Annotated in this window: 17 protein-coding genes and 2 rRNA genes (1 of these 19 cut by a window edge); 2 read left to right on the top strand and 17 right to left on the bottom strand. The window is 73.8% G+C overall.

Going from position 1 to position 20,178, the window contains the following annotated elements:
• Positions 1-84 precede the first annotated feature (84 nt).
• The 5 genes from EV383_RS11930 to EV383_RS11910 are packed head-to-tail and all read right to left on the bottom strand — an operon-like array spanning position 85 to position 4,498.
• The gene (locus EV383_RS11930) at positions 85-801 is read right to left on the bottom strand and encodes a DUF4097 family beta strand repeat-containing protein (RefSeq protein WP_130289975.1); all 717 of its coding nucleotides are present in this window, start codon (positions 799-801) and stop codon (positions 85-87) included.
• A 24-nt stretch (positions 802-825) separates the two neighbouring features.
• Positions 826-1,593, bottom strand: a complete 768-nt coding sequence (locus tag EV383_RS11925) for a thioesterase II family protein (protein ID WP_130289974.1) — start codon at positions 1,591-1,593, stop codon at positions 826-828.
• 45 nt (positions 1,594-1,638) lie between these two features.
• Positions 1,639-2,559: a site-specific tyrosine recombinase XerD gene (gene xerD, locus EV383_RS11920; protein WP_130289973.1), complete on the bottom strand. Its 921-nt coding sequence runs from the start codon at positions 2,557-2,559 to the stop codon at positions 1,639-1,641.
• 8 nt (positions 2,560-2,567) lie between these two features.
• Complete coding sequence (locus tag EV383_RS11915) at positions 2,568-3,560, bottom strand: LLM class F420-dependent oxidoreductase (protein ID WP_130289972.1); 993 nt, start codon at positions 3,558-3,560, stop codon at positions 2,568-2,570.
• A gap of 29 nt (positions 3,561-3,589) precedes the next feature.
• The gene (locus EV383_RS11910; protein ID WP_130289971.1) at positions 3,590-4,498 is read right to left on the bottom strand and encodes a DNA-3-methyladenine glycosylase family protein; all 909 of its coding nucleotides are present in this window, start codon (positions 4,496-4,498) and stop codon (positions 3,590-3,592) included.
• Between the two features lie 219 nt (positions 4,499-4,717).
• Between EV383_RS11910 and EV383_RS32630 the strand changes: the two genes are divergently transcribed.
• Positions 4,718-4,840 carry a hypothetical protein gene (locus tag EV383_RS32630; RefSeq protein ID WP_278044830.1) on the top strand — a complete coding sequence of 41 codons (123 nt, stop codon included), beginning with the start codon at positions 4,718-4,720 and terminating at the stop codon, positions 4,838-4,840.
• Positions 4,841-4,884: 44 nt separating this feature from the next.
• Positions 4,885-5,973, top strand: coding sequence for a DUF1707 domain-containing protein (locus tag EV383_RS32875; RefSeq protein WP_165438311.1), 1,089 nt, complete (start codon positions 4,885-4,887; stop codon positions 5,971-5,973).
• 15 nt (positions 5,974-5,988) lie between these two features.
• On the opposite strand, the gene EV383_RS11885 is transcribed toward EV383_RS32875, so the two are convergent.
• The 12 genes from EV383_RS11885 to EV383_RS11830 all read right to left on the bottom strand — a co-directional run.
• Complete coding sequence (locus EV383_RS11885) at positions 5,989-6,627, bottom strand: NUDIX domain-containing protein (protein WP_278044829.1); 639 nt, start codon at positions 6,625-6,627, stop codon at positions 5,989-5,991.
• A complete protein-coding gene (locus EV383_RS11880) occupies positions 6,624-8,405 on the bottom strand; it encodes a CTP synthase (protein WP_130289969.1) in 1,782 nt (593 codons plus the stop codon). The genes EV383_RS11885 and EV383_RS11880 overlap by 4 nt, the downstream gene beginning before the upstream one ends.
• A 187-nt stretch (positions 8,406-8,592) precedes the next feature.
• Complete coding sequence (locus EV383_RS11875) at positions 8,593-9,516, bottom strand: copper transporter (protein ID WP_130289968.1); 924 nt, start codon at positions 9,514-9,516, stop codon at positions 8,593-8,595.
• Entirely contained in the window at positions 9,517-10,698 is a 1,182-nt protein-coding gene (steA, locus tag EV383_RS11870; protein WP_130289967.1) for a putative cytokinetic ring protein SteA, read from the bottom strand. It lies immediately after the preceding gene.
• A gap of 135 nt (positions 10,699-10,833) precedes the next feature.
• Positions 10,834-12,675, bottom strand: a complete 1,842-nt coding sequence (gene recN / locus EV383_RS11865; protein ID WP_130289966.1) for a DNA repair protein RecN — start codon at positions 12,673-12,675, stop codon at positions 10,834-10,836.
• A 93-nt stretch (positions 12,676-12,768) separates the two neighbouring features.
• Positions 12,769-13,755, bottom strand: coding sequence for an NAD kinase (locus EV383_RS11860; RefSeq protein WP_130289965.1), 987 nt, complete (start codon positions 13,753-13,755; stop codon positions 12,769-12,771).
• Positions 13,752-14,576 carry a TlyA family RNA methyltransferase gene (locus tag EV383_RS11855; protein ID WP_130294293.1) on the bottom strand — a complete coding sequence of 275 codons (825 nt, stop codon included), beginning with the start codon at positions 14,574-14,576 and terminating at the stop codon, positions 13,752-13,754. The genes EV383_RS11860 and EV383_RS11855 overlap by 4 nt, the downstream gene beginning before the upstream one ends.
• A gap of 5 nt (positions 14,577-14,581) precedes the next feature.
• Positions 14,582-14,833: a hypothetical protein gene (locus EV383_RS11850; RefSeq protein WP_130289964.1), complete on the bottom strand. Its 252-nt coding sequence runs from the start codon at positions 14,831-14,833 to the stop codon at positions 14,582-14,584.
• Between the two features lie 203 nt (positions 14,834-15,036).
• Positions 15,037-16,047 (bottom strand): HAD hydrolase-like protein, encoded by a 1,011-nt coding sequence (locus EV383_RS11845; protein ID WP_130289963.1) that lies wholly within the window; start codon positions 16,045-16,047, stop codon positions 15,037-15,039.
• Positions 16,044-17,237: a tetratricopeptide repeat protein gene (locus EV383_RS11840; RefSeq protein WP_130289962.1), complete on the bottom strand. Its 1,194-nt coding sequence runs from the start codon at positions 17,235-17,237 to the stop codon at positions 16,044-16,046. The genes EV383_RS11845 and EV383_RS11840 overlap by 4 nt, the downstream gene beginning before the upstream one ends.
• Positions 17,238-18,905: 1,668 nt before the next feature.
• Positions 18,906-19,022, bottom strand: a 5S ribosomal RNA gene (gene rrf, locus EV383_RS11835).
• A gap of 138 nt (positions 19,023-19,160) precedes the next feature.
• Positions 19,161-20,178, bottom strand: a 23S ribosomal RNA gene (locus EV383_RS11830); it runs 2,068 nt beyond the window's last position.

Genomic DNA, 20,178 nt, shown 5'->3' with positions numbered 1-20,178 from the left:
CCGTGCGCGTCGAGAACTGTTCGAACACGGTACCGGGACGGCCGAACACCCCCGCCCCGGCCCCCGTTCGGAGCAGTACCGGTTCTATCCGTGGGTGACGGAGACGTTCCCGGTCGTACTCCGGGCGGAGATCCGGTGGTCCGCGCCGGGGGTGTCGGCCACCTCGACCCGGCTGTTGCCGGTCGTGACCTGCGCCTGTACCTGGTAGACGGGCCCGACCGGCACCCGGACGTCGACGTTGCCGGTGGTCGCCTCGGCGTCGACGCTCGGCGGGGCGGCGGCGAACCGCAGCGACACCTGCCCGGTCGTCGCCCGGGCCGCCACCGGGGAGGCGCCGAGGCCGGTCCCGGTGACCCGGCCGGTGCTCGCGGTGAGCTCCTGGGCGCCGGTCAGGTCGTCGACGGCGATGTCACCGGTCGAGACGGTCGTACGCGAGGCCGCGGCGGGCGGGACGGTGACGACGAGGTCGGTCGAGCACCGCTCGTCGGCGACGGGGCAGCGCGCGGTGATCGTGAGCGTGGTCCCGGACACCGACTGCGTGTACTCGGGCTTCTGATCCCCGGTCCAGCGGAGCGTGCGCTGCACCTGGGCCGAGCCCTCCGGGCCGGGGCGCAGGCTGACCGAGCCGGTGTCGGCCTCGATCTCGACCCGGTCGACGGCGCCGACGGACTCGGTCGCCGACTCGGACTGCGCGACCGCGGGCGACCCGCACCCGGCGAGCACCGCGAACGCGGCCACGATCGGGACCGCCGCGGCGGCACGGAACGGCAGGGACCGGGGAGAACGCAGACGGTGCGACATCGGTGTCAGACCGTAGCGGTGCGCTCACCCGTGCCCGACGCCGACGTCCCCGGACAGTCCCTCGAGGACGGCCGCCAGCACCCGGGCCTGCTGGGCGAGCAGGTAGAAGTGCCCGCCGGGCAGCACGGTGAGCCGGAAACCGGCCGGGGCCACCTCGGCCCAGCGCTCGACCTCCGGCGGCCCGGCGGCCGGGTCGTCCGCCCCGGCCAACGCCACGACCGGGCAGGTCAGCGGCGGGTGCGGGTCGTGGGCGTAGGTCTCGGCGGCCCGCAGGTCGGCCCGGTAGGGCGGCAGGATCAGGTCGCGCATCTCCGGTTCGTCGAGGACTCGGGTGTCGGTCCCGCCGAGGGCGCGGATGTGGGCGACGAGCTCGTCGTCGGTGCCGCGGTGCAGGGTCCCGCCGTGCGACGCCGTCGGCGCCACCCGGGCGGAGACCACGAGCCGGATCGGGGCGACGGTCAGGTGCCGCGCCACCTCGTAGGCCAGCGTCGCGCCGAGGCTGTGCCCGACCAGGACCAGCGGGCGCACATCGCCGTCGCGGCGCTGCGTCTCCAGGGCGTCGATCGCGCCGTCGGCCATGGCCCGGGCGTCACCCAGTGGTTCCTCCGCCAGGCGGTCCTCCCGGCCCGGGTACTGCACGGAGGTGAGCTCGGCCCACTCCGGCAGCGCGGCACCCCAGGACCGGAAGAACGTGGCGGTGCCGCCGGCGTGCGGCAGCACCACGACCCGCACGCCCGCGTCCGGACGGGGCCGGGGCACCCGGAGCCAGGGGTTGCGGCGGGCGGTCGTCACGGCGGTCCTCCTGCGGAGTGGGGTCGGTGTCCGGCGGGGCGGTGCTCAGCCGCGGGCACGCGGGTGCGCGGTCGCGTAGACCTCGCGCAACGTGTCCACGGTGACGTGGGTGTAGATCTGCGTGGTGCTCACCGACGCGTGCCCGAGCAGCTCCTGGACCACGCGCACGTCGGCGCCACCGGAGAGCAGGTGGGTGGCGAAGCAGTGCCGCAGTGTGTGCGGGGAGACCACCGAGTCCAGGCCGGACACCTCGGCCGCGCCGCGCAGCACGTGCCAGGCACTCTGCCGCGAGAGCCGGGCCCCGCGGGCGTTGAGCAGCAGCGCCGGGCTACCGGCCCCCTTCGCAGCCAGCACCGGACGGGCCCGGACCAGGTAGGCGTCGACGGCGGCCAGGGCGGGCCGCCCGACCGGCACGATCCGCTGCTTGTCCCCCTTGCCCTGGACCAGGATCGTCCGGGCGTCGGTGTCGAGGTCGTCGAGGTCGGCGCCGACGGCCTCGGAAATCCGGGCGCCGGTGGAGTAGAGCAGCTCGAGCAGCGCACGGTCGCGCAGCGCCACCGTCCCGTCGCCGACGCAGCCGGCCAGCAGCTGCTCCACCTGGTCGACGGTCAGCGTCCGCGGCAGCCGCGACGGCTGCGACGGGGGCCGGACGCGGGAGGACACGTCGGCCCGGATCAGCCCCTCGGCGGCGGCGAAGCGGTGCAGCCCGCGCACCGCGGCCAGCGCCCTCGCCGTCGACGACGCCGCGAGCGGCGCCTCGCCGGTGCGCAGCGCCGTGACGAACGCCGAGACGTCGCTCTCCTTCACCGCGCCCAGGTCGTCGATCCCGGAGACGGTCAGGTGCTCGGTGTAGCGGCCCAGGTCCAGGGCGTAGGAGCGCAGGGTGTTCGCCGCGCGGCCACGCTCCACCGCGAGGTGGCCGAGGTATCCCTCGACCACCTGCGCGGGCTCGGTGGAGCGACCCATGTCGTCGCTCAGTCCCGCAGCGCCGGGACGACCTCGCGCTCGAAGAGCTCGATGCCCGACCGGTCGTAGGCGGCCTCCGGGAAGTACAGGATCGAGTAGGTCATGCCCTGCTTCTTCAGCGCGGTCAGGTTCTCCACGATCTGCTCCGGGGTGCCGCACGCGGGCAGGCCGCGGAACGCCCGTAGCGCGCCCTCGGCCTTCTCCTCCCCCACGACGGGCGCCAGCCGCGCCTTGAGCGTCTGCAACCGCTCCTCGACCTCGGCGGAGTCCCGGCCGATGGCGACGTTGTAGTTCGCCGACCGGACGATCTTCTCGAAGTCGGTGCCGACGTCGCGGCAGTGCCCGGCGAGGATCTCGGACTTGTGCGCGAAGCCCTCGGGGGTGCCGTCGAAGTTCGTGTACTGGGCGTACTTCGCAGCGATCTTGAGCGTGACCTTCTCGCCGCCGCCGGCGATCCAGAGCGGGATGCCGCCGGGCTGCAGCGGCTTCGGGGTCACGATCGCGTCGTCGACCTGGTAGTACTTCCCGTCCAGCGACGCCCGGCCCTGCGACCAGGCCTGGGCGAAGATCTGGACGCCCTCGTCGAGGCGGCCCAGGCGCTCACCCGCGGACGGGAAGCCGTAGCCGTAGGCGCGCCACTCCTGCTCGTACCAGCCGCCGCCGATGCCCATCTCGATCCGGCCCTTGGAGATGATGTCGCAGGTCGCGGCGACCTTCGCCAGATAGGCGGGGTTGCGGTAGGCCATGCACGTGCACATCTGGCCGAGGCGGATCCGGTCGGTCGCGGCGCCGAACGCGGCCATCAGGCTCCACGCCTCGTGGCAGGCCTCCTCGGTCGGCTGCGGCACGGTGTGGAAGTGGTCGTAGACCCACGCGGACTCGAACGAGCCGCCCTGGTCGGCCCGCTGCACGATGTCCCGCATGACGTCCCACTGGTCGGCCGGGTCGATCCCGACCAGGTCGAGTCGCCATCCCTGGGGCACGAAGAGTCCGAAGCGCATGGCACGACCCTAGCGACGGACCCCGACAGTCATCCCGCCACACACGCCGGGTGCCCCGGCCCGCCCCCCATCTCGCCGGTGCGCCGCTCCCGGTCGGCGCGCAGCAGGAACGAGACCCGGCTGCGGTAGGGCCGCCACATCTCGGCGACCGTCGTGGGGTCGGCCGTGCCGTACCGGTCGGTCATCTCGGTGTGCAGGCGCTGCTCCGCGACCGGGAGGAGGTCCGGGTGCCCGGCGCCCCGGATCAGGATCAGCTCCGCGGAGAACGGGCCGATCCCCGGGATCTCCCGCAGCGCGGCCAGCGACTCCGCAGCCGGGCGCGAGCGCAGCGTCTCCCCGTCCAGAACGCCGTCGCGGGCGGCGTCGGCGACGGCGCGCAGCCGGGGGACCTTGACCTCCGGCAGACCCAGGTCGCCGGCGACGCGGTGCAGGACGTCCGGGGCGGGGAACACGGCGATCCCGGTGCCGTCGATCGCGACGGTCGTCCCGTGCCCGGCGACGATCCGGCGCCGCACCGCCGCGGCCCGGGTGACCCGCACCCGGTTCGAGAGCAATGCCCACACCGCCGCCTCGTACGGCGAGCCGAAGCACACCGGTCGCAGCCCGGGCATGCGTTCCAGCAGGTCCGCGACGACGGGGTCGCGCGAGCCGACTTCGTCCAGACCGCTCCCGTCGACGTCGAGGGACAGCATCCGCCCGACCTGCGCGACGACGGCCGGCGAAGGCTTCGCATCGTCGGGGCCGACGACCGTCACGACTCCGGAGGGCTCCTGCTCCACCCGGACCGCGGTCGGTTCCCACGTCCGCTCGGCCACGAACCCGAGGCGCAACGGGCCGGTCGCGGCGTCCGGGCGTCCGGCGGGGCCGAACCCGGCCACGAACCGGGCCGAGGCCTCCAGCGAGAACGGGCCCCGGGACTCGATCCGTGCAGCGTCCATCTCGCACCTCGCATGTCAGAGTATTGACATAGGTGACGGTACGGATCGGCGGCGCCCTATGTCAAACTCCTGACATGACCGCGGACCTCCGGGACTGGCTCGGGTACGAGATCGAGCGCGTGGAGTCGTTGCTGCGCTCGGCGACGGAGACCGCGCTGCGCCCGCCCGGCCACGCTCACCGCGACCGGCCGGGAGCGCCTGTGCGCGGCGCGGGCGTCGGTGCGCGAGGTCGAGCAGCGGCTGCACGGCGCGCTCGGTCCCGGCCGCCTCGACGCCGCCCGCGCGGACCTGGACGCGATGTCCCGGGCCCTCGGCGGCGACCACCCGGCCGGACACGCCTGATCTCTTCCGGCGTCGGTGACACCGGCTCGCGATACCGTCGGGACATGAGCAGCGGGCAGCCGGACGACATCGGGTACGCGGAGCAGGAAGAGGCCGTCCGCGCCCTGTCGGAGCACTACACGGCCGGTCGGCTCGACGTCGACGAGTTCGACGAGCGGGTGCGACGGGCGCGGGCCGGGACCACCGTGACCGAGCTGGCCGCGGTGTTCTCCGACCTGCCCGAGCCCCACCCCACGGCGCTGAGCCGGGCGGCGGCGAGCCCGGCCCCGGCCGCACCGTCCTCGGGTACCGGCGCCGACGAGGCGACCCGCGCCACGCCGTCCGCCGACCCGGGCTCGGCCTTCGACGGCTCGGCCTTCGACGGCTCGGCCGACCGGACCGTCGCCACGCCGCAGTACCCGGGCGCGACCGCGCAGGTCCCGAACACGACCGAGCAGTACCCGGCACCGGACCCGACCCAGGACCGGCCGTACCCGGCGGCGAGCGGGTCCTCGGGTCAGCCGTACCCGGACCGGTACTCCGGCACCGCCCAGTACTCCGGCACCGCCCAGTACCCCGGCACCGGCGGGACGCCGTACCCGGACGCGTCGCAGTACCCCGGCGGCCGGTACCCGGGGCAGTACCCCGGCGGCCCGTACCCCGCCGCGCAGTACCCGGGCGAGCAGAACACGGGTGGTCAGGACCAGTACGGCGGGCAGCAGTACGGCTCCCCGTACCCGGCCCAGTACGGATCGGCCCAGTACGGGTCGGCGCAGTACGGATCGGGCCAGTACGGGTCGGCGCCCCAGGGAGCGGGCCAGTACGGGGCGGCCCCGTACGGGGGTCAGTACCCGCCTCCCGGCGGTCCGTACGGGATGGCGCCCGGCTCCTACGACCCCTCCGCGCCCTACGGCTGGGACCCGCAGACCGGACGTCCCTTCTCGGACAAGCAGAAGATCATCGCCGGGCTGCTGCAGATCTTCCTGCCGTTCGGCGTCGGACGGTTCTACACCGGCCACGTCGGGATGGGCGTCGCGCAGCTGCTGGTCACGTTCTTCACGTTCGGCATCGGCGCGATCTGGCCGTTCATCGACGGCATCGTCCTGCTCGCCGGCTCCCCCACCGACCCCGAGGGACGCCCGCTGCGCCCCTGAGCGGGGCCGGGAGCGCTACCCGTCGCCGTCGCGGCGCAGCGCGAACCGCTCCGGGCGGTCCTGCCACGGCGCGTCGACGGGCCGGGTCTCGGCCTCCCCGGCGCGTACGGCCTGGGTGGCGAGCAGCCCCGAGACCGACACCGCGTTGACGATCTCGCCGGTGAAGACCATGTGCACGGCGTCGGCCAGCGGGATCCAGCGCAGCTCGAGGTCGGCCTCCTCGTCGTCGCCCATGTCCGGGCGTCCGACCTCGCTGATGTCGCGGGCCAGGTAGACCCGCACCGACTCGTCGGAGAACCCGGGCGAGGGCACGACGTCGAGCAGCACCGACCAGTCCTGCGCGGCCAGCCCGGCCTCCTCGGCGAGCTCCCGCGCCGCCGTCACGGCCGGGTTCTCCCCTGCCACGTCGAGCAGCCCGGCCGGGAGCTCCCACAGCCGGCGGCGCACCGCGTGCCGGTACTGGTGCAGCATCATCACCCGGCCCGAGTCGTCCAGGGCGAGGATCGCGACGGCACCCGGGTGCTCGATGATCTCGCGGGTCGCGACCCGCCCGCCGGGCATGACGACCCGGTCCGAGCGCAGCGCCATCACGCGCCCGGAGTAGATGTCGGTCGCCGAACGGACCGGGAAGTCGTGCTCTCCGGGCTTGGTCACCGTGAACGCGCCTCCGTCGTCGTGTCCTGCTCCGCCCCGGCGGTCTCGGCCTCGGCCGCCGCGTCGACCGGAGTGCCGTTGTCCGTCGACCGCCCGTTGGACCGCCCGCGGGGCAGCTCCACCGGCAGCCGGTCCTCGGCCCGGTAGCGCAGTGCCGCCTTCACGAACGCCGCGAACAGCGGGTGCGGACGGGTGGGGCGGCTCTTGAGCTCCGGGTGGGCCTGGGTGCCGACGAAGAACGGGTGCGTCGCGGCCGGGAGCTCCACGAACTCGACGAGCGTGCCGTCCGGCGACGTCCCGAACACCAGCCCGGCCTCGGCCAGCTTCGGACGGTAGGAGTTGTTCACCTCGAAGCGGTGACGGTGCCGCTCGGACACCTCGCGGGTGCCGTAGGCCTGGGCGGCGACGGTGCCGCGCTCGAGCACCGCCGGGTAGGCGCCGAGACGCATGGTGCCGCCCATGTCCCGCTCCCCGGCGACGACGTCGCGCTGCTCGGCCATCGTGGAGATGACCGGGTACGGGGTCTCCGGGTCGAACTCGGTGGAGCTCGCGCCCTCGAGTCCGGCGATGTCGCGGGCGACCTCGATCACCATGCACTGCAGGCCCAGGCACAGCCCGAGCGTCGGGATCTTCCGCGTGCGGGCGTGCCGGATCGCGCCGAGCTTGCCCTCGATGCCGCGGATGCCGAACCCGCCGGGCACCAGGATCGCGTCGACGCCGTCGAGCGCCTCGGCCGCACCGGCCGCGGTCTCGCACGTGTCCGAGGGAACCCAGCGGATCGCGACCTTCGCGTGGTGGGCGAACCCACCGGCGCGCAGGGCCTCGGTGACCGAGAGGTAGGCGTCGGGCAGGTCGACGTACTTGCCGACGAGCGCGATCGTCGCCGTCTCGTGCGGGTGGTGGACGCGGTCGAGCAGGTCGCCCCACACCGTCCAGTCGACGTCGCGGAACGGCAGCCCGAGCCGGCGCACCACGTAGGCGTCGAGGCCCTCGCGGTGCAGCACCTTCGGGATGTCGTAGATGGACGGCGCGTCCGCGCAGGCGGCGACACCGTCGAGCTCGACGTCGCACATCAGCGAGATCTTGCGCTTCATCCCGTCCGGGATGTCGCGGTCGGCGCGCAGCACCAGCGCATCGGGCTGGATACCGATGTTGCGCAGCGCCGCGACCGAGTGCTGCGTCGGCTTGGTCTTGAGCTCCCCGGACGGCGCCAGGAACGGCACCAGTGACACGTGCAGGAAGAAGCAGTTGTCCCGGCCGACCTCGTGGCGGACCTGGCGGACGGCCTCGACGAACGGCAGCGACTCGATGTCGCCGATCGTGCCGCCGACCTCGGTGATCACGACGTCCGGCGCGATCCCCTCGGCGTCCGGCTCGCTCATCGCGAGGATCCGGTCCTTGATCTCGTTCGTGATGTGCGGGATGACCTGCACGGTGTCGCCCAGGTACTCGCCGCGGCGCTCCTTGGCGATCACCTCGGAGTAGACCTGGCCGGTCGTGACGTTGGCCCGGCCCTGCAGGTCCCGGTCGAGGAAGCGCTCGTAGTGGCCGACGTCGAGGTCGGTCTCCGCGCCGTCCTCGGTCACGAAGACCTCGCCGTGCTGGAACGGGTTCATCGTCCCGGGATCGACGTTGAGGTACGGATCCAGCTTCTGCATCGTGACGCGGAGGCCGCGGGCGGTGAGGAGCTGCCCCAGGCTCGACGCGGTCAGGCCTTTACCCAGCGAGGATGCGACCCCGCCGGTGACGAACAGGTGACGGGTCGCGCGTGTCTGCACGGGTTTTCAGCCTACGCGCGCCCGCCCCGCCCCCGATCGGTGGGTCCGTCCCGAGAACCCGTCCACCGCGGTCCGGCGCGGAAACGCGCGCTCGGCGTCGTCGTGCGACCGCGGCCGCGCACGCGTCAGGAAAGCGGGCGCGCGTCGCGAGAACGGGCGCGCGTGGCGGGCGCCCGGGTAGGAGCGCTCAGGGCTGGGGTGCGGGGGCCGCGGCGTCGCCCGCGGAGCCGTACTGGCCGGTGCCGCCGGCCGCCTGCTCGCGCAGGGCGAGGATCGTGGCGACGCGCCCGGTGCCGGTCTGCACGTCGTCGACGGTGGACAGTCCACCGGCCGCGGCCTCGTCGGCGCGCACGACGCCGACGGCGCCGGTCGCGTCCGCGGAGCCGGTGCGGCCGGCCAGCACGGCGCCCCCACCGCGGCGGTCGAGCTCGGAGGCCAGGCGGGCGGTGGTCGCGGCCGCGTCGCCGGCGTCGAGGCCCTGGGCCGCTCCCCCGGTGACGATGACGACCATCCCGGCCGGTGCCGCGGTGGCACCGGGCTCGGCGAACCCGGCCGCCGACAGTCCGGCGAGGACGGCCTGGGCCTGCCCGGCGTTCGTCGCGGGGCCGTTCGGGGCGGTGAGCAGCGCGCTGCCCAGCAGGCCGCCGGCGAGGCTGCCCGTGTCGGTCGCGGCGGGCAGCTGCGCCCCGGCCGGCAGCAGGCGCGAGGCGAGCTCGCGGAGCTGGTCGGCACGGGCGGGGTCGGTAACGGCGTCGGTCAGCGCCACCGTGCCGGACACGGTGCCGCCGGCCTGCCCGACGAGCCCGGACACCGCGGCGACGTCGGCCGCGTCCCCGCCGAGGGAGACGAGCGTGACGGACTTGCCGGGCAGCGCACCGCGCACCGCGGCCGGGCCGACCCGGGTCGCGAACTCGTCGGCGGCGCGCTGCTGCGCGGCCAGGTCGTCGCGTTGCCCGCGCAGGTCGGTGACCTGGGCGGCGAGGTCGTCACGCTGGGTGGAGACCGCCGAGACGAGCCGGTCGGACAGCCCGGTCGAGCCGAGGACGACGCCGATCGCGAGCGCGAGGAACACCGCGCCGATGGACAGCGCGTGGTACCGCATCGAGATCACTCAGAACCAACCCTTGACCACATCGAGGACCTGCTGGAACGACTGCACGACCCACGCGAGCACCGCGTCCCCCGCGCCGGAGACGAGCAGCGCCACCACCACCGCGACGATCGCCGCCAGGACGAGCAGCAGGAGCGGCCCGAACGACATCCGGCTGCGGTACATCGACGCGATCACGGTGCCGTCGACGACGTCGCCGCCGGTCTGCAGGCGGGTCAGGAACGTGGAGGCGTTGCTGCCGGAGCGGCCGCGGTCGAGGAACTCCGACATCGACGCGGACAGCCCGACGGTCACGATCATCTGCGCGCCGTGGTGGTGGGCCAGCAGCAGCGCGAGGTCCTCCGGGTTGGCCATCGACGGGAACGTCACCGCGCTGGCGCCGAGGTCCTGCACCCGGTGCAGGCCCGGCGCGTGGCCGTCCGCGAACGCCGGGACGACGACGTCGGCGCCGCTGGTCAGGGCCTCGGTGGACACCTCGGAGGGGTCGGACAGGATCAGGTGGGGCTTGTACCTCGCGGCCATCAACGCGTCCGCCCCCGCGCCGACACCGATCAGCACCGGCCGGTACTCGCGGATGAACGGGCGCAGCCGCTTGAGCACCGCCACGTGGTCGTACCCGGGCGCCACGACGACGACCTGACGCCCGGCGAGCTCGACGTCGACGTCCGGGACGCCGTAGCCGTCGAGCAGCAGCGAACGCTCCCGGCGCATGAACTCGATGGTGTTCGCGGCGAACGCCTCGAGCTGGTGGGTCAGGCCGGACTTGGCCTCGGCGAGCGCGTCGGAGACCGAGTCCTCGGTCTGCACCCGTCCCTCACCGAGCGGCTGCTCCCCGGAGTAGAGGACGCCGTCGTGCAGGCGGACCTTGGCACCGTCACGCACCGCACGCAGCAGCTCGGACCCGGCGTCGTCGACGAGCGGGATCCCGGCCGTGACCAGGATCTGCGGGCCGAGGTTCGGGAACCGGCCCGAGATCGACGGCGCGGCGTTGACGACGGCCGCGACCTCGGCCTTGACCAGCGCGTCCGCGGTGGCCCGGTCGAGGTCGATCTGGTCCAGGACGGCGATGTCACCGGGACGCAGCCGGCGCAGGAGAGCCTCGGTCCGCCGGTCCGCGCGCGCGGGACCGGTCAGACCGGGCAGCTCGGGTCGCGAGCGGTGCAGCAGACCGGACAGCTTCATGCACGCACTGTGACACCTGGTGCGGATGTGACGACGCAGGCACGCCGGACCGTGACCGGGAGTTCACCCCGTGCGGGTGCTCCCGGCCACGGGGGCCGGAACGCGGTCGGGTCCCCGTGTTCCGGCGATGCGGGCTCAGCGTTTCCGCGTGCTGCTCGCCCGCTTGCGACGCCCGGTCGCGGGCTCGTCGCGGTCGCGTCGTGCGGCGTCCGCGGCGCGGTCGGTCTCGCGGTGCGACGACGCCGCGGCCAGCAGCTCCTCGGCGTGCGCGCGGCCGGTGTCGGTCTCGTCGAGACCGGCCAGCATCCGGGCGAGCTCACCGATCCGGTCACCCTCCGCGAGGCGCCGGACGTTCGAGCGGGTCACCGCGGCGGTGCCCGGCTCCTTGCCGCCGGCACTGCCCTTCTGCACGACGAGGTGCCGGTCGGCGTAGGCGGCGACCTGCGGCAGGTGCGTCACCACGATCACCTGATGCCGCGCCGCGAGCCGGGCCAGCCGCCGTCCGATCTCGACCGCCGCGCGGCCGCCGACGCCGGCGTCGACCTCGTCGAACACCATCGTCGGCACCGGGTCGGCACCGGCCAGGGCGACCTCGAGCGCGAGCATGACCCGGGAGAGCTCGCCGCCGGAGGCACCCTTGTGCAGCGGCTGGGCCGACGACCCCGCGTGCGGGACGAGCCGCAGCTCGACCTCGTCCACTCCGCTGGAGCCCGCGTGGCAGGCCTTGCCCTCCACCCGCAACGCGTTGTCGTCGCCCTCGCCCGCGGGGCGCCGGGCCACGCCGACCCGCAGGCTCGCGTCCTTCATGGCCAGCCCGGCCAGCTCGGCGGTGGTCGCCTCGGCCAGGCGTACCGCGGCGGCCGAGCGGGCGGTGGAGAGCTCCTCGGCGTGCCGGGCCAGGTCCACGGCCAGCGCGTCGCGGCGGGCGGCCAGCGCGGCGAGGGCCTCGTCGGAGGTGTCCAGGCCGGACAGCCGCTCGCGGGCGTCCGCCGCCCACTCCAGGACGCCGTCGGTGTCGGCGGCGTACTTGCGGGTCAGCGCCTTGAGCTCGGCCTGGCGGGCGAGCAGCCCGGCCAGGCGCTCCGGGTCGGCGTCGAGACGGTCCAGGTAGCCGCCCAGCTCGGCGGCCACGTCGCCCAGCACGGCCAGCGCCTCGGCCAGGCGCGGGTCCAGCGCCTCGAGCTCGGGGTCTCCGGAGGAGGAGACGAGGTTGCGCGCCTCCCCACAGAGGCCGAGCGCGCCGGGGCTGTCGCCGTCGTCGGAGCCGCCGAGGGCGAGCCGCGCCGCCTCGGCCGCGCCCCGCAGGTCGTCCGCCGCGGCCAGGCGGCGGGACTGCTCGACGAGGTCGCGGTCCTCCCCCGGCTGCGGGTCCACCGACTCGATCTCGGTGAGACCGTGGCGGAGCATGTCGGCCTCCTGGGCGAGCCGGCGGGCGCCGTCGCGACGCTCGGTCAGCTCCGCGCCGACGGCCAGCCACTCGGTGCGGGTCTCCCGGTAGGCGGCCAGCGGCTTGGCGACCGCGTCGCCGGCGAAGCGGTCCAGCAGGGCGCGCTGGTCGGCCGGGCGCAGCAGCCGCAGCTGGTCGTTCTGCCCGTGCACGGCGAGCTGGGCCTCGGCGAGACGGCCCAGCACCCCGACCGGAACTGACCGTCCGCCCAGGTGGGCCCGAGAGCGGCCGTCGGCGGAGACGGTGCGGGCGGCGATCAGCGTGCCGTCGTCGTCCGCCTCGGCGCCGACCTCCTCGGCCAGCCCCAGCGCGGCGTTCGACGCCATGAAGCGGCCCTCGACCATCGCGCGCTTGGCGCCCTCGGACACCCGGGACGACTCCGCGCGCCCGCCACCGAGCAGCGAGAGCCCGGTGACCACCATCGTCTTGCCCGCGCCGGTCTCACCGGTGAGCACGGTCAGCCCGGGGTCCAGCTCCAGGGTGGCGTCGTCGATCACCCCGAGTCCCTGGATGCGCATCTCGGCCAGCATGGCCCGCACGATACGGCCGGGGTCCGACAACGACAGCGGGGACACACCGTTCTCTCCGAACATTCGTTCGCACAGGAGGTGAACGGTGGGTGCTCAACGGCCGGGTGCGTCCCCGGTCCGGTCGCGTCCGGGCGCGGATCCGTTGCGCCGCTCGTCGCCCCACTCCTCGTCCCGGGACCGCGGGGCGCCCCGCCATCCCCACACCGGCAGGTCGAACTTGCGCACCAGCCGGTCCGCGAACGGCTGTGCGGCCAGGCGCACCATCCGGACCGGGTCCGCCGCGCGGGAGAGCTCCACCCGCGCGCCGGGCGGGACGGAGATCGTCCGGCGTCCGTCGCAGTCCAGGACCGCCGACGGTCCGCTCGCCGACACCTCGATCGCCACCGCGCTGTCCGGGGCGATCACCATGGGCCGGGCGAACAGCGCGTGCGCGTTGCTCGGGACCACCAGCAGGGCCTGCACCTGCGGCCAGACCAGCGGCCCGCCGGCGGAGAACGCGTAGGCGGTGGAGCCGGTCGGGGTGGAGCAGATGACGCCGTCGCAGCCGAAGCCCGACACCGGGCGTCCGTCGACCTCGAGGACGACCTCGAGGATCCGGCCGCGGGTGGTCTTCTCCACGACGGCCTCGTTCAACGCCCACGTGTGTCCGAGCACGGAGCCGTTGGAGCGGACGACGGCGTCCACGGTCATCCGTTCCTCGACCGAGTACTCGCCGTCGACCAGTGCCTGCAGTGCCTCGTCGAGAGACTCCGCCTCGGCCTCGGCCAGGAACCCGACGTGCCCGAGGTTCACCCCGAGCAGCGGCACGTGGGCCGAGCGGGCCAGGTCCGCGGCGCGCAGCAGCGTGCCGTCTCCCCCGAGGACCAGCACGGCCTCGGCGTCGCGGGCGCAGTCCGCCGTCCCGGGCACCGGCAGGGGCGCCAGCCCGGCGGGCAGCCCGGGGTCGATCCCGATCTCCGACCACTCCTCGGCCAGCACCCGCATCCGGATGCCGTGCGCGGCGAGCGTGCGGACCACGCGGACCGCGGTCTCCCGGTTCGCCGCCCGGCCCGCGTGCAGGACCAGCAGCATCTCCCTCATGCGGGCCCGTCCGCGACGGCGGCCGCGAGCATCGCGGTGAGGTCGTCGGCGTCCGCCGGGACGTCGGCACCGGACTCCGGCCGGTACAGGCGCAGGAAGTACTCGACGTTGCCGGACGGCCCGGGCAGCGGGCTCGCCGTCGCACCCCGCACCTGCAGCCCGAGCCCGGCGGCGGCCTCGGCCACCCCGGCGAGGGCGTCGCGGCGCAGTGCCGGGTCGCGGACGACCCCGCCGGAGCCGAGCCGGGACTTGCCGACCTCGAACTGCGGCTTGACCATCGGCAGCAGCGTGCCGCCGGGACCGGTGCACGCGGCGAGCGCGGGCAGCACCGTGCGCAGGGAGATGAACGACAGGTCGGCGACGGTCAGGTCCACCGTCCCGCCGATCTCCTCCGGGGTCAGGGCACGCACGTTGGTGCGGTCGTGGACGCGGACCCGCTCGTCGGAGCGCAGACGCCAGACGAGCTGGCCGTACCCGACGTCCGCGGCGACGACCTCGCGCGCGCCACGGCTGAGCAGGACGTCGGTGAACCCGCCGGTGGACGCTCCGGCATCGAGGCAACGCAGGCCGTCCACCACGACGTCGCCGAACACGTCCAGCGCGCCGAGCAGCTTCTTCGCCCCCCGCGAGGCCCACTCCGGCTCGGCGTCGTCGGCGCGGACGAGGACCGGGGTGTCGCGGTCGACGACGGTGGCCGGCTTCGCGGCCGGCATCCCATTGACGGTGACGCGACCGGCCGAGATCAGCTCCGCGGCCTGGCCACGGGAGCGGGCGAGCTTGCGCCGGACGAGCTCGGCGTCCAGACGGGCACGGGTGACCACCGCGGTCACGCCCGTTCCGACCCTGCCGTCAGGGCCTCCCCGAGCGCGGTGTGCACGCGCTCGAACGCGGCGACGTGCTCACCGACCGGACGCTCCGACAGACCGTCCAGCCCCGCCATCGCCTCGTCGACGCCGGCACGCAGCGACGAGACGGGCCGCTCCGGTGCGGGCCGGGGGTCCCCGGGGCGTGGTGCACCGGCCCGTGGGTCACCGGGGCGCGGGACGGGTCCGCCCGCGGGCGGGGTGCTGGTGGTCATCGAGGCTCCGGTCACGGGGGTCGTTCCTGTCGTTCACGGTATCCGAGACGGACGGAGCGGGGCCGCGCGGCGCGTCCGGCCGGCAGGTGAGACACGCGACGTGACACGCCCGCGCCGCCCGACAACGGGCGGTGTCCGGCCCCTGCCCTGTCCGGCGCGGCCACCGCCCGCCCGGCGGCGACGCCGGGTCCTGCCGGCAGCGTTCAGGCGAGACCGAGCGCACTCACGGCCGAGCCCGCGGCGTCACCGTCGCCGCGCACCGTGACCGTCGAAGCATCGGCACCGGCACGTTCCCACGCGACGGCGCACAGCACCCGCAGGGCGTCGAGCTCGGGCTCGGCGCCTCCACCGTCCCCGGAGAGCACCAGCGTCTCCCCGTCCCACTCGGTACGCCAGCCCGCGCGCGGGCCGGGGACGAGATCGTCCGGGTCCCGGGTCAGTCCGGCGAGGTCGGTCGCGATGTAGGTGGCACGCTGGTTCTCCCGCGCCTGCAGCAGGTCACGCGCGGTGCTCACCCCGGTGAGGACGAACAGGGTCGGCGCGCCGATGGCGTTGCCGCCCTCGATGTCGGTGTCGAGCCGGTCGCCGATCACGAGCGGAGACGTCGACGACGCGTTGTCGCGTGCCTCCTGCAGCAACCGCGCGGCGGGCTTGCCCGCGACCTGCGGCTCCGCGCCGGTGGCGATCCGCACGACCCCGACCATCGACCCGTTGCCGGGCATCGGCCCGCGCTCGGTCGGAAGGGTCGGGTCCACGTTCGTCGCGACCCACAGCGCACCGCCCCGGATCGCCGCGGTGGCCTCGGCCAGCAACCGCCACCCGGTGTCCGGCGAGTGCCCCTGCACCACCGCGGCCGCACCGTCCGCGGAGTCGACGACGCTCAGGCCGACCGCACGCACCTCGTCGGCCAGCGCCTCGGTACCCACGACCAGGACGGCGGCGCCCGACGGCAGCTGCTCGGCCAGCATCGCCGCACCGGCCTGCGAGCTGGTCCGCACGTCCGGTGTCCGCGCCGGGAAGCCCAGCTCGGACAGGTGGTGGGCGACGTCGTCCGGGCTGCGCGAGGCGTTGTTCGTGACGTAGACCGTCCGGACGCCGCGCTCCCCCGCGCCCAGGACGGCGTCCACCGCACCCGGGACGGCGTCCGGGCCCTGGTAGAGCGTTCCGTCGAGGTCGGCCAGCAGGACGTCGAACTTGCTCAGCATGTCGCTCATCGCCCGCCACCGTCCGCATCGGTCCGCGCGGAGTCGTCCTCGTCGGCCAGGTCCTGGTCTGTCCCGTCCCGGCCGTCGTCGGCTCGGCCCACCTCGGGCTGCGCGGCCTCGGGCTGCGCGGCCTCGGGCTGCGCAGGCTGGGCCTGCACGGGCGCGACGCCGAGCACCTCGGTCGTCGAGGGCCCGTCGTCGGAGCCCGCGTCCTCTCCGGACCGGGTGGCCGTGTCCGCGAGGTCGTCCGCCACGGACTCCGCCGTGTCGTCGACGACGCCGTCCTCCACGTCCACGGCCGGCGTGCTGTCCGATGTGTCGCCGTCGGGTCCACCGACGACCGACGCCTCGCCGTCCGCGGTGTCCATGGGGTACACGACCGATGCGTCCACATCCGATGCGCCGGGACTCCCCGCCTCGGAGTCGGCCTCCGCGGTCCCGCCGTCCTCGATCGGCTCCCGGACGGTCTCCGCGACCGGGGCGTCCTCCACACCGAAAGTGAGGCCGTCGTCGCCGGTGCCGGGCAGCTCGTCGCCGGTCAGCTCGGCGACCCGTTCCGCGGCGTCGGTCTGTTCCTCCGGGTCCGCGTCGTGCGCGTGGACGAACCACTGCACGGCCTCGGCCCGGCGACCGACCGCCAGCAGGTTGTCGGCGTAGGCGTAGAACAGCCGCGCACTCCACGGCTGCCGGCGCTTCGGGTCCAGCTCGGGCACCTGGAGCCCGACCACCGCGGCGTCCAGCTCACCCATGTCCCGACGGGCACCCGCCGCGACGATCAGCAGCTCGATCCGCTCGTCCTCACCCAGGTCACGGACCTCCGGTCCCCGGGTCAGCTCGAGCGCCCGCTCCGGACGCCCGAGCGCACGCTCGATGTCGGCCATGACCGGGACGTGCCCGGGACCGCCACCCATCCGCCGGGCGGCGCGGAACTCTCCGAGCGCTTCGTTCCACTCCCCCGCGTGGTAGGCGACGATGCCCGCCGCCTCGCGCACCACGCCGATCCGCGACGCACGACGACGGGCGTAGCGCACGTGCAGCAACGCCCGCTCCGGCTCCTCGTCGACGAGCAGACCGGCCGCCACGAGATGCCGTGCGACCTTCTCCGCGGTCTCCTTCTGCAGACCGCGGAGGTCCGCACGGACGTCCGGGTCGAGATCAGCAGGTTTGATCGAGTCCGGCAGCTCGGGCTCGGGCACCATCGTCTGCTCGGCCGCCGACGGGACACGGCGCGGACGCGAGTCCCGGCTGTCGGTCCGGCTGTCGGAACGGTCCCGCCGGTCCGTCGGCGCTCCACGACGGTCCGAGCGGACCGGACGATCCCCCCGGTCAGGCCGGTCGGACCGAACCGGTCGGTCGGAACGGTCCTGGCGGGCCGGCCGGTCCTGCCGGTCGGAACGCTCCGGGCGGTCGAACCGAGCCGGGCGCTCGGACCGGTCTGCGGTGGAGCGTCGGTCCCGGACATCGCCCGACGGACGTGCCTCGGTCCGCTCCCCGCGCTCGGGCCGGTCACGGCGCTCGGGCCGGTCCTGACGATCCGAGAACGAGCTGCGGTCCGGACGGGAGCCACCGCGGTCACCGAACCCTGCGCGGTCGCCGGAACCCTGCGGACGACGGGTGTCCCCGGCACCGCGGTCCCGATCGGCGAAACGGTCGCCACCACGGCGGTCGTCCCGGTCGTGTCCACGGTCGGGCCGACCCGAGCCGGTCGTCGCCCCGTCCCTGCCGCGCGGACGATCATCGCGACGCGGTGCACGGTCGTCGCTCCGGAACCGGTCACCCCGGTCCTCCCGCGAACGGTCCTCCCGCGGGCGACTGCTGCCCCGGTCGTCACGGGGACGGTCGTCACGGGGACGGTCGTCGCGCCGGCGGTCGTCACCGGACCCCGCGACGCGGTCCCGCCCCGCGAACCCGTCGCGGCGCTCCGGGCGGTCACGATCCGTACGCGGAGCGCCGGAACCCGCGGAGCGGGCGTACCCGCCACGACGGTCGTCGCCCCGGCCGGCCCGGTCGTCTCCACGGGCATCCGGACGGCGGTCGCTCCACCGACGGGCTCCGTCACCATCGTTGTAGCGCCGATCCGTGCCGCGGTCGCCGGACGGCCTCGACGAACCACCGTCGGAACGCCCCCGGTCCTGCCACCCCGACCGTCCACCGCGGTCCGAACCCTGACGGCGGTCACCGCGGTCGTCTCCCGGACGCGAGGACGACCGACGGTCGCCCCCACGGTCCGCCGACACACCACGCCCTCGGTCACCGTCCGGGGAGCGACGGTCGTGCGAGTGGCCGCCAGCGTCACGGTCGTCCCGCGGCGCCCGGTAGCCCGGACGTCCACCGTCGCGGCCGCCACCCGAGCCGTAGGAGCCCCCGCCGCTGCCGGAACGCGGACCCGAACCGGTCCGCGCCCCGTCCCGTGAGGCCCCGTCACGCGAGCCACGGTCGTCCCGGCGGCCGGAGTCACCACGGCGCTGCTCACGGTCTCCCGAGCCCGACCAGCCCGAGCCGCTCCGTCCTTCGCTCCGGCCGTACGACGAGCTCGGCCGACGGGCCTGGCCGCCGCCACGGCGGTCGCCGCCCCGGTCGGACGGGCGGTCGCCACCCGAGCGGGCGCCTCCGCGGTCACCGCGGAAGCCGCCGGCGCGCTGTCCGTCCGTACGAGGCCGGTCCGCACGCGCTCCACGGCCGTCGTCCTGCCGCGGACGGCTGTCGTCGGTCCCATCGGTCACGTCACCAGAGTACAAAGGTCCACCGACACTTCCGTCACGCGGCGGATTCGCTCCGCCGGGGTAGTCGTACGAGAACACGCACGACACAAAAAAGAGGGGCCCGTCCGGATTGCTCCGCACGGACCCCTCTTTCTTCACGTTGAATGTCGGCGACGACCTACTCTCCCACACCCTGACGAGTGCAGTACCATCGGCGCAGGAAGGCTTAGCTACCGGGTTCGGAATGGGACCGGGCGTTTCCCTACCGCCATAACCACCGACAACACTATCAACTTATCTTCCAACCCTTAACAGACCACACAACCGAACCCACCAGAACCATCACCCTCGCAGAGGGCGACGATCTGAATGGATCGTGGTTGTGTGCTCAGGGTCACACAGTGGATGCGAACAACATGTTGTGGCAAGCCCTCGGCCTATTAGTACCGGTCAACTCCACCCCTCACAGGGCTTCCATCTCCGGCCTATCAACCCAGTCATCTACTGGGAGCCTTACCCACTCAAGGTGGTGGGAGACCTCATCTTGGAACGAGCTTCCCGCTTAGATGCCTTCAGCGGTTATCCCTTCCGAACATAGCCAACCAGCCATGCCCCTGGCGGGACAACTGGCACACCAGAGGTTCGTCCGTCCCGGTCCTCTCGTACTAGGGACAGCCTTCCTCAAGTCTCCAACGCGCGCGGCGGATAGGGACCGAACTGTCTCACGACGTTCTAAACCCAGCTCGCGTACCGCTTTAATGGGCGAACAGCCCAACCCTTGGGACCTACTCCAGCCCCAGGATGCGACGAGCCGACATCGAGGTGCCAAACCATGCCGTCGATATGGACTCTTGGGCAAGATCAGCCTGTTATCCCCGGGGTACCTTTTATCCGTTGAGCGACACCCCTTCCACCAGGTGGTGCCGGATCACTAGTCCCGACTTTCGTCCCTGCTCGACCCGTCAGTCTCACAGTCAAGCTCCCTTGTGCACTTACACTCAACACCTGATTGCCAACCAGGCTGAGGGAACCTTTGGGCGCCTCCGTTACTCTTTGGGAGGCAACCGCCCCAGTTAAACTACCCACCAGGCACTGTCCCTGAACCAGATCATGGCCCGAGGTTGAGACACCCAATTCGACCAGAGTGGTATTTCAACAATGACTCCACAACCACTAGCGTGACCGCTTCACAGTCTCCCACCTATCCTACACAAGCCGAACCGAGCACCAATACCAAGCTATAGTAAAGGTCCCGGGGTCTTTCCGTCCTGCCGCGCGTAACGAGCATCTTTACTCGTAATGCAATTTCGCCGAGTCTGTGGTCGAGACAGCGCCCAAGTCGTTACGCCATTCGTGCAGGTCGGAACTTACCCGACAAGGAATTTCGCTACCTTAGGATGGTTATAGTTACCACCGCCGTTTACTGGCGCTTAAATTC

The sequence above is a fragment of the Pseudonocardia sediminis genome (assembly GCF_004217185.1).
GTDB classification, from domain to species: domain Bacteria; phylum Actinomycetota; class Actinomycetes; order Mycobacteriales; family Pseudonocardiaceae; genus Pseudonocardia; species Pseudonocardia sediminis.
The sequence above is the reverse complement of the archived record's forward strand: the minus strand, read 5'-3'. Positions and strand labels throughout refer to the sequence as shown.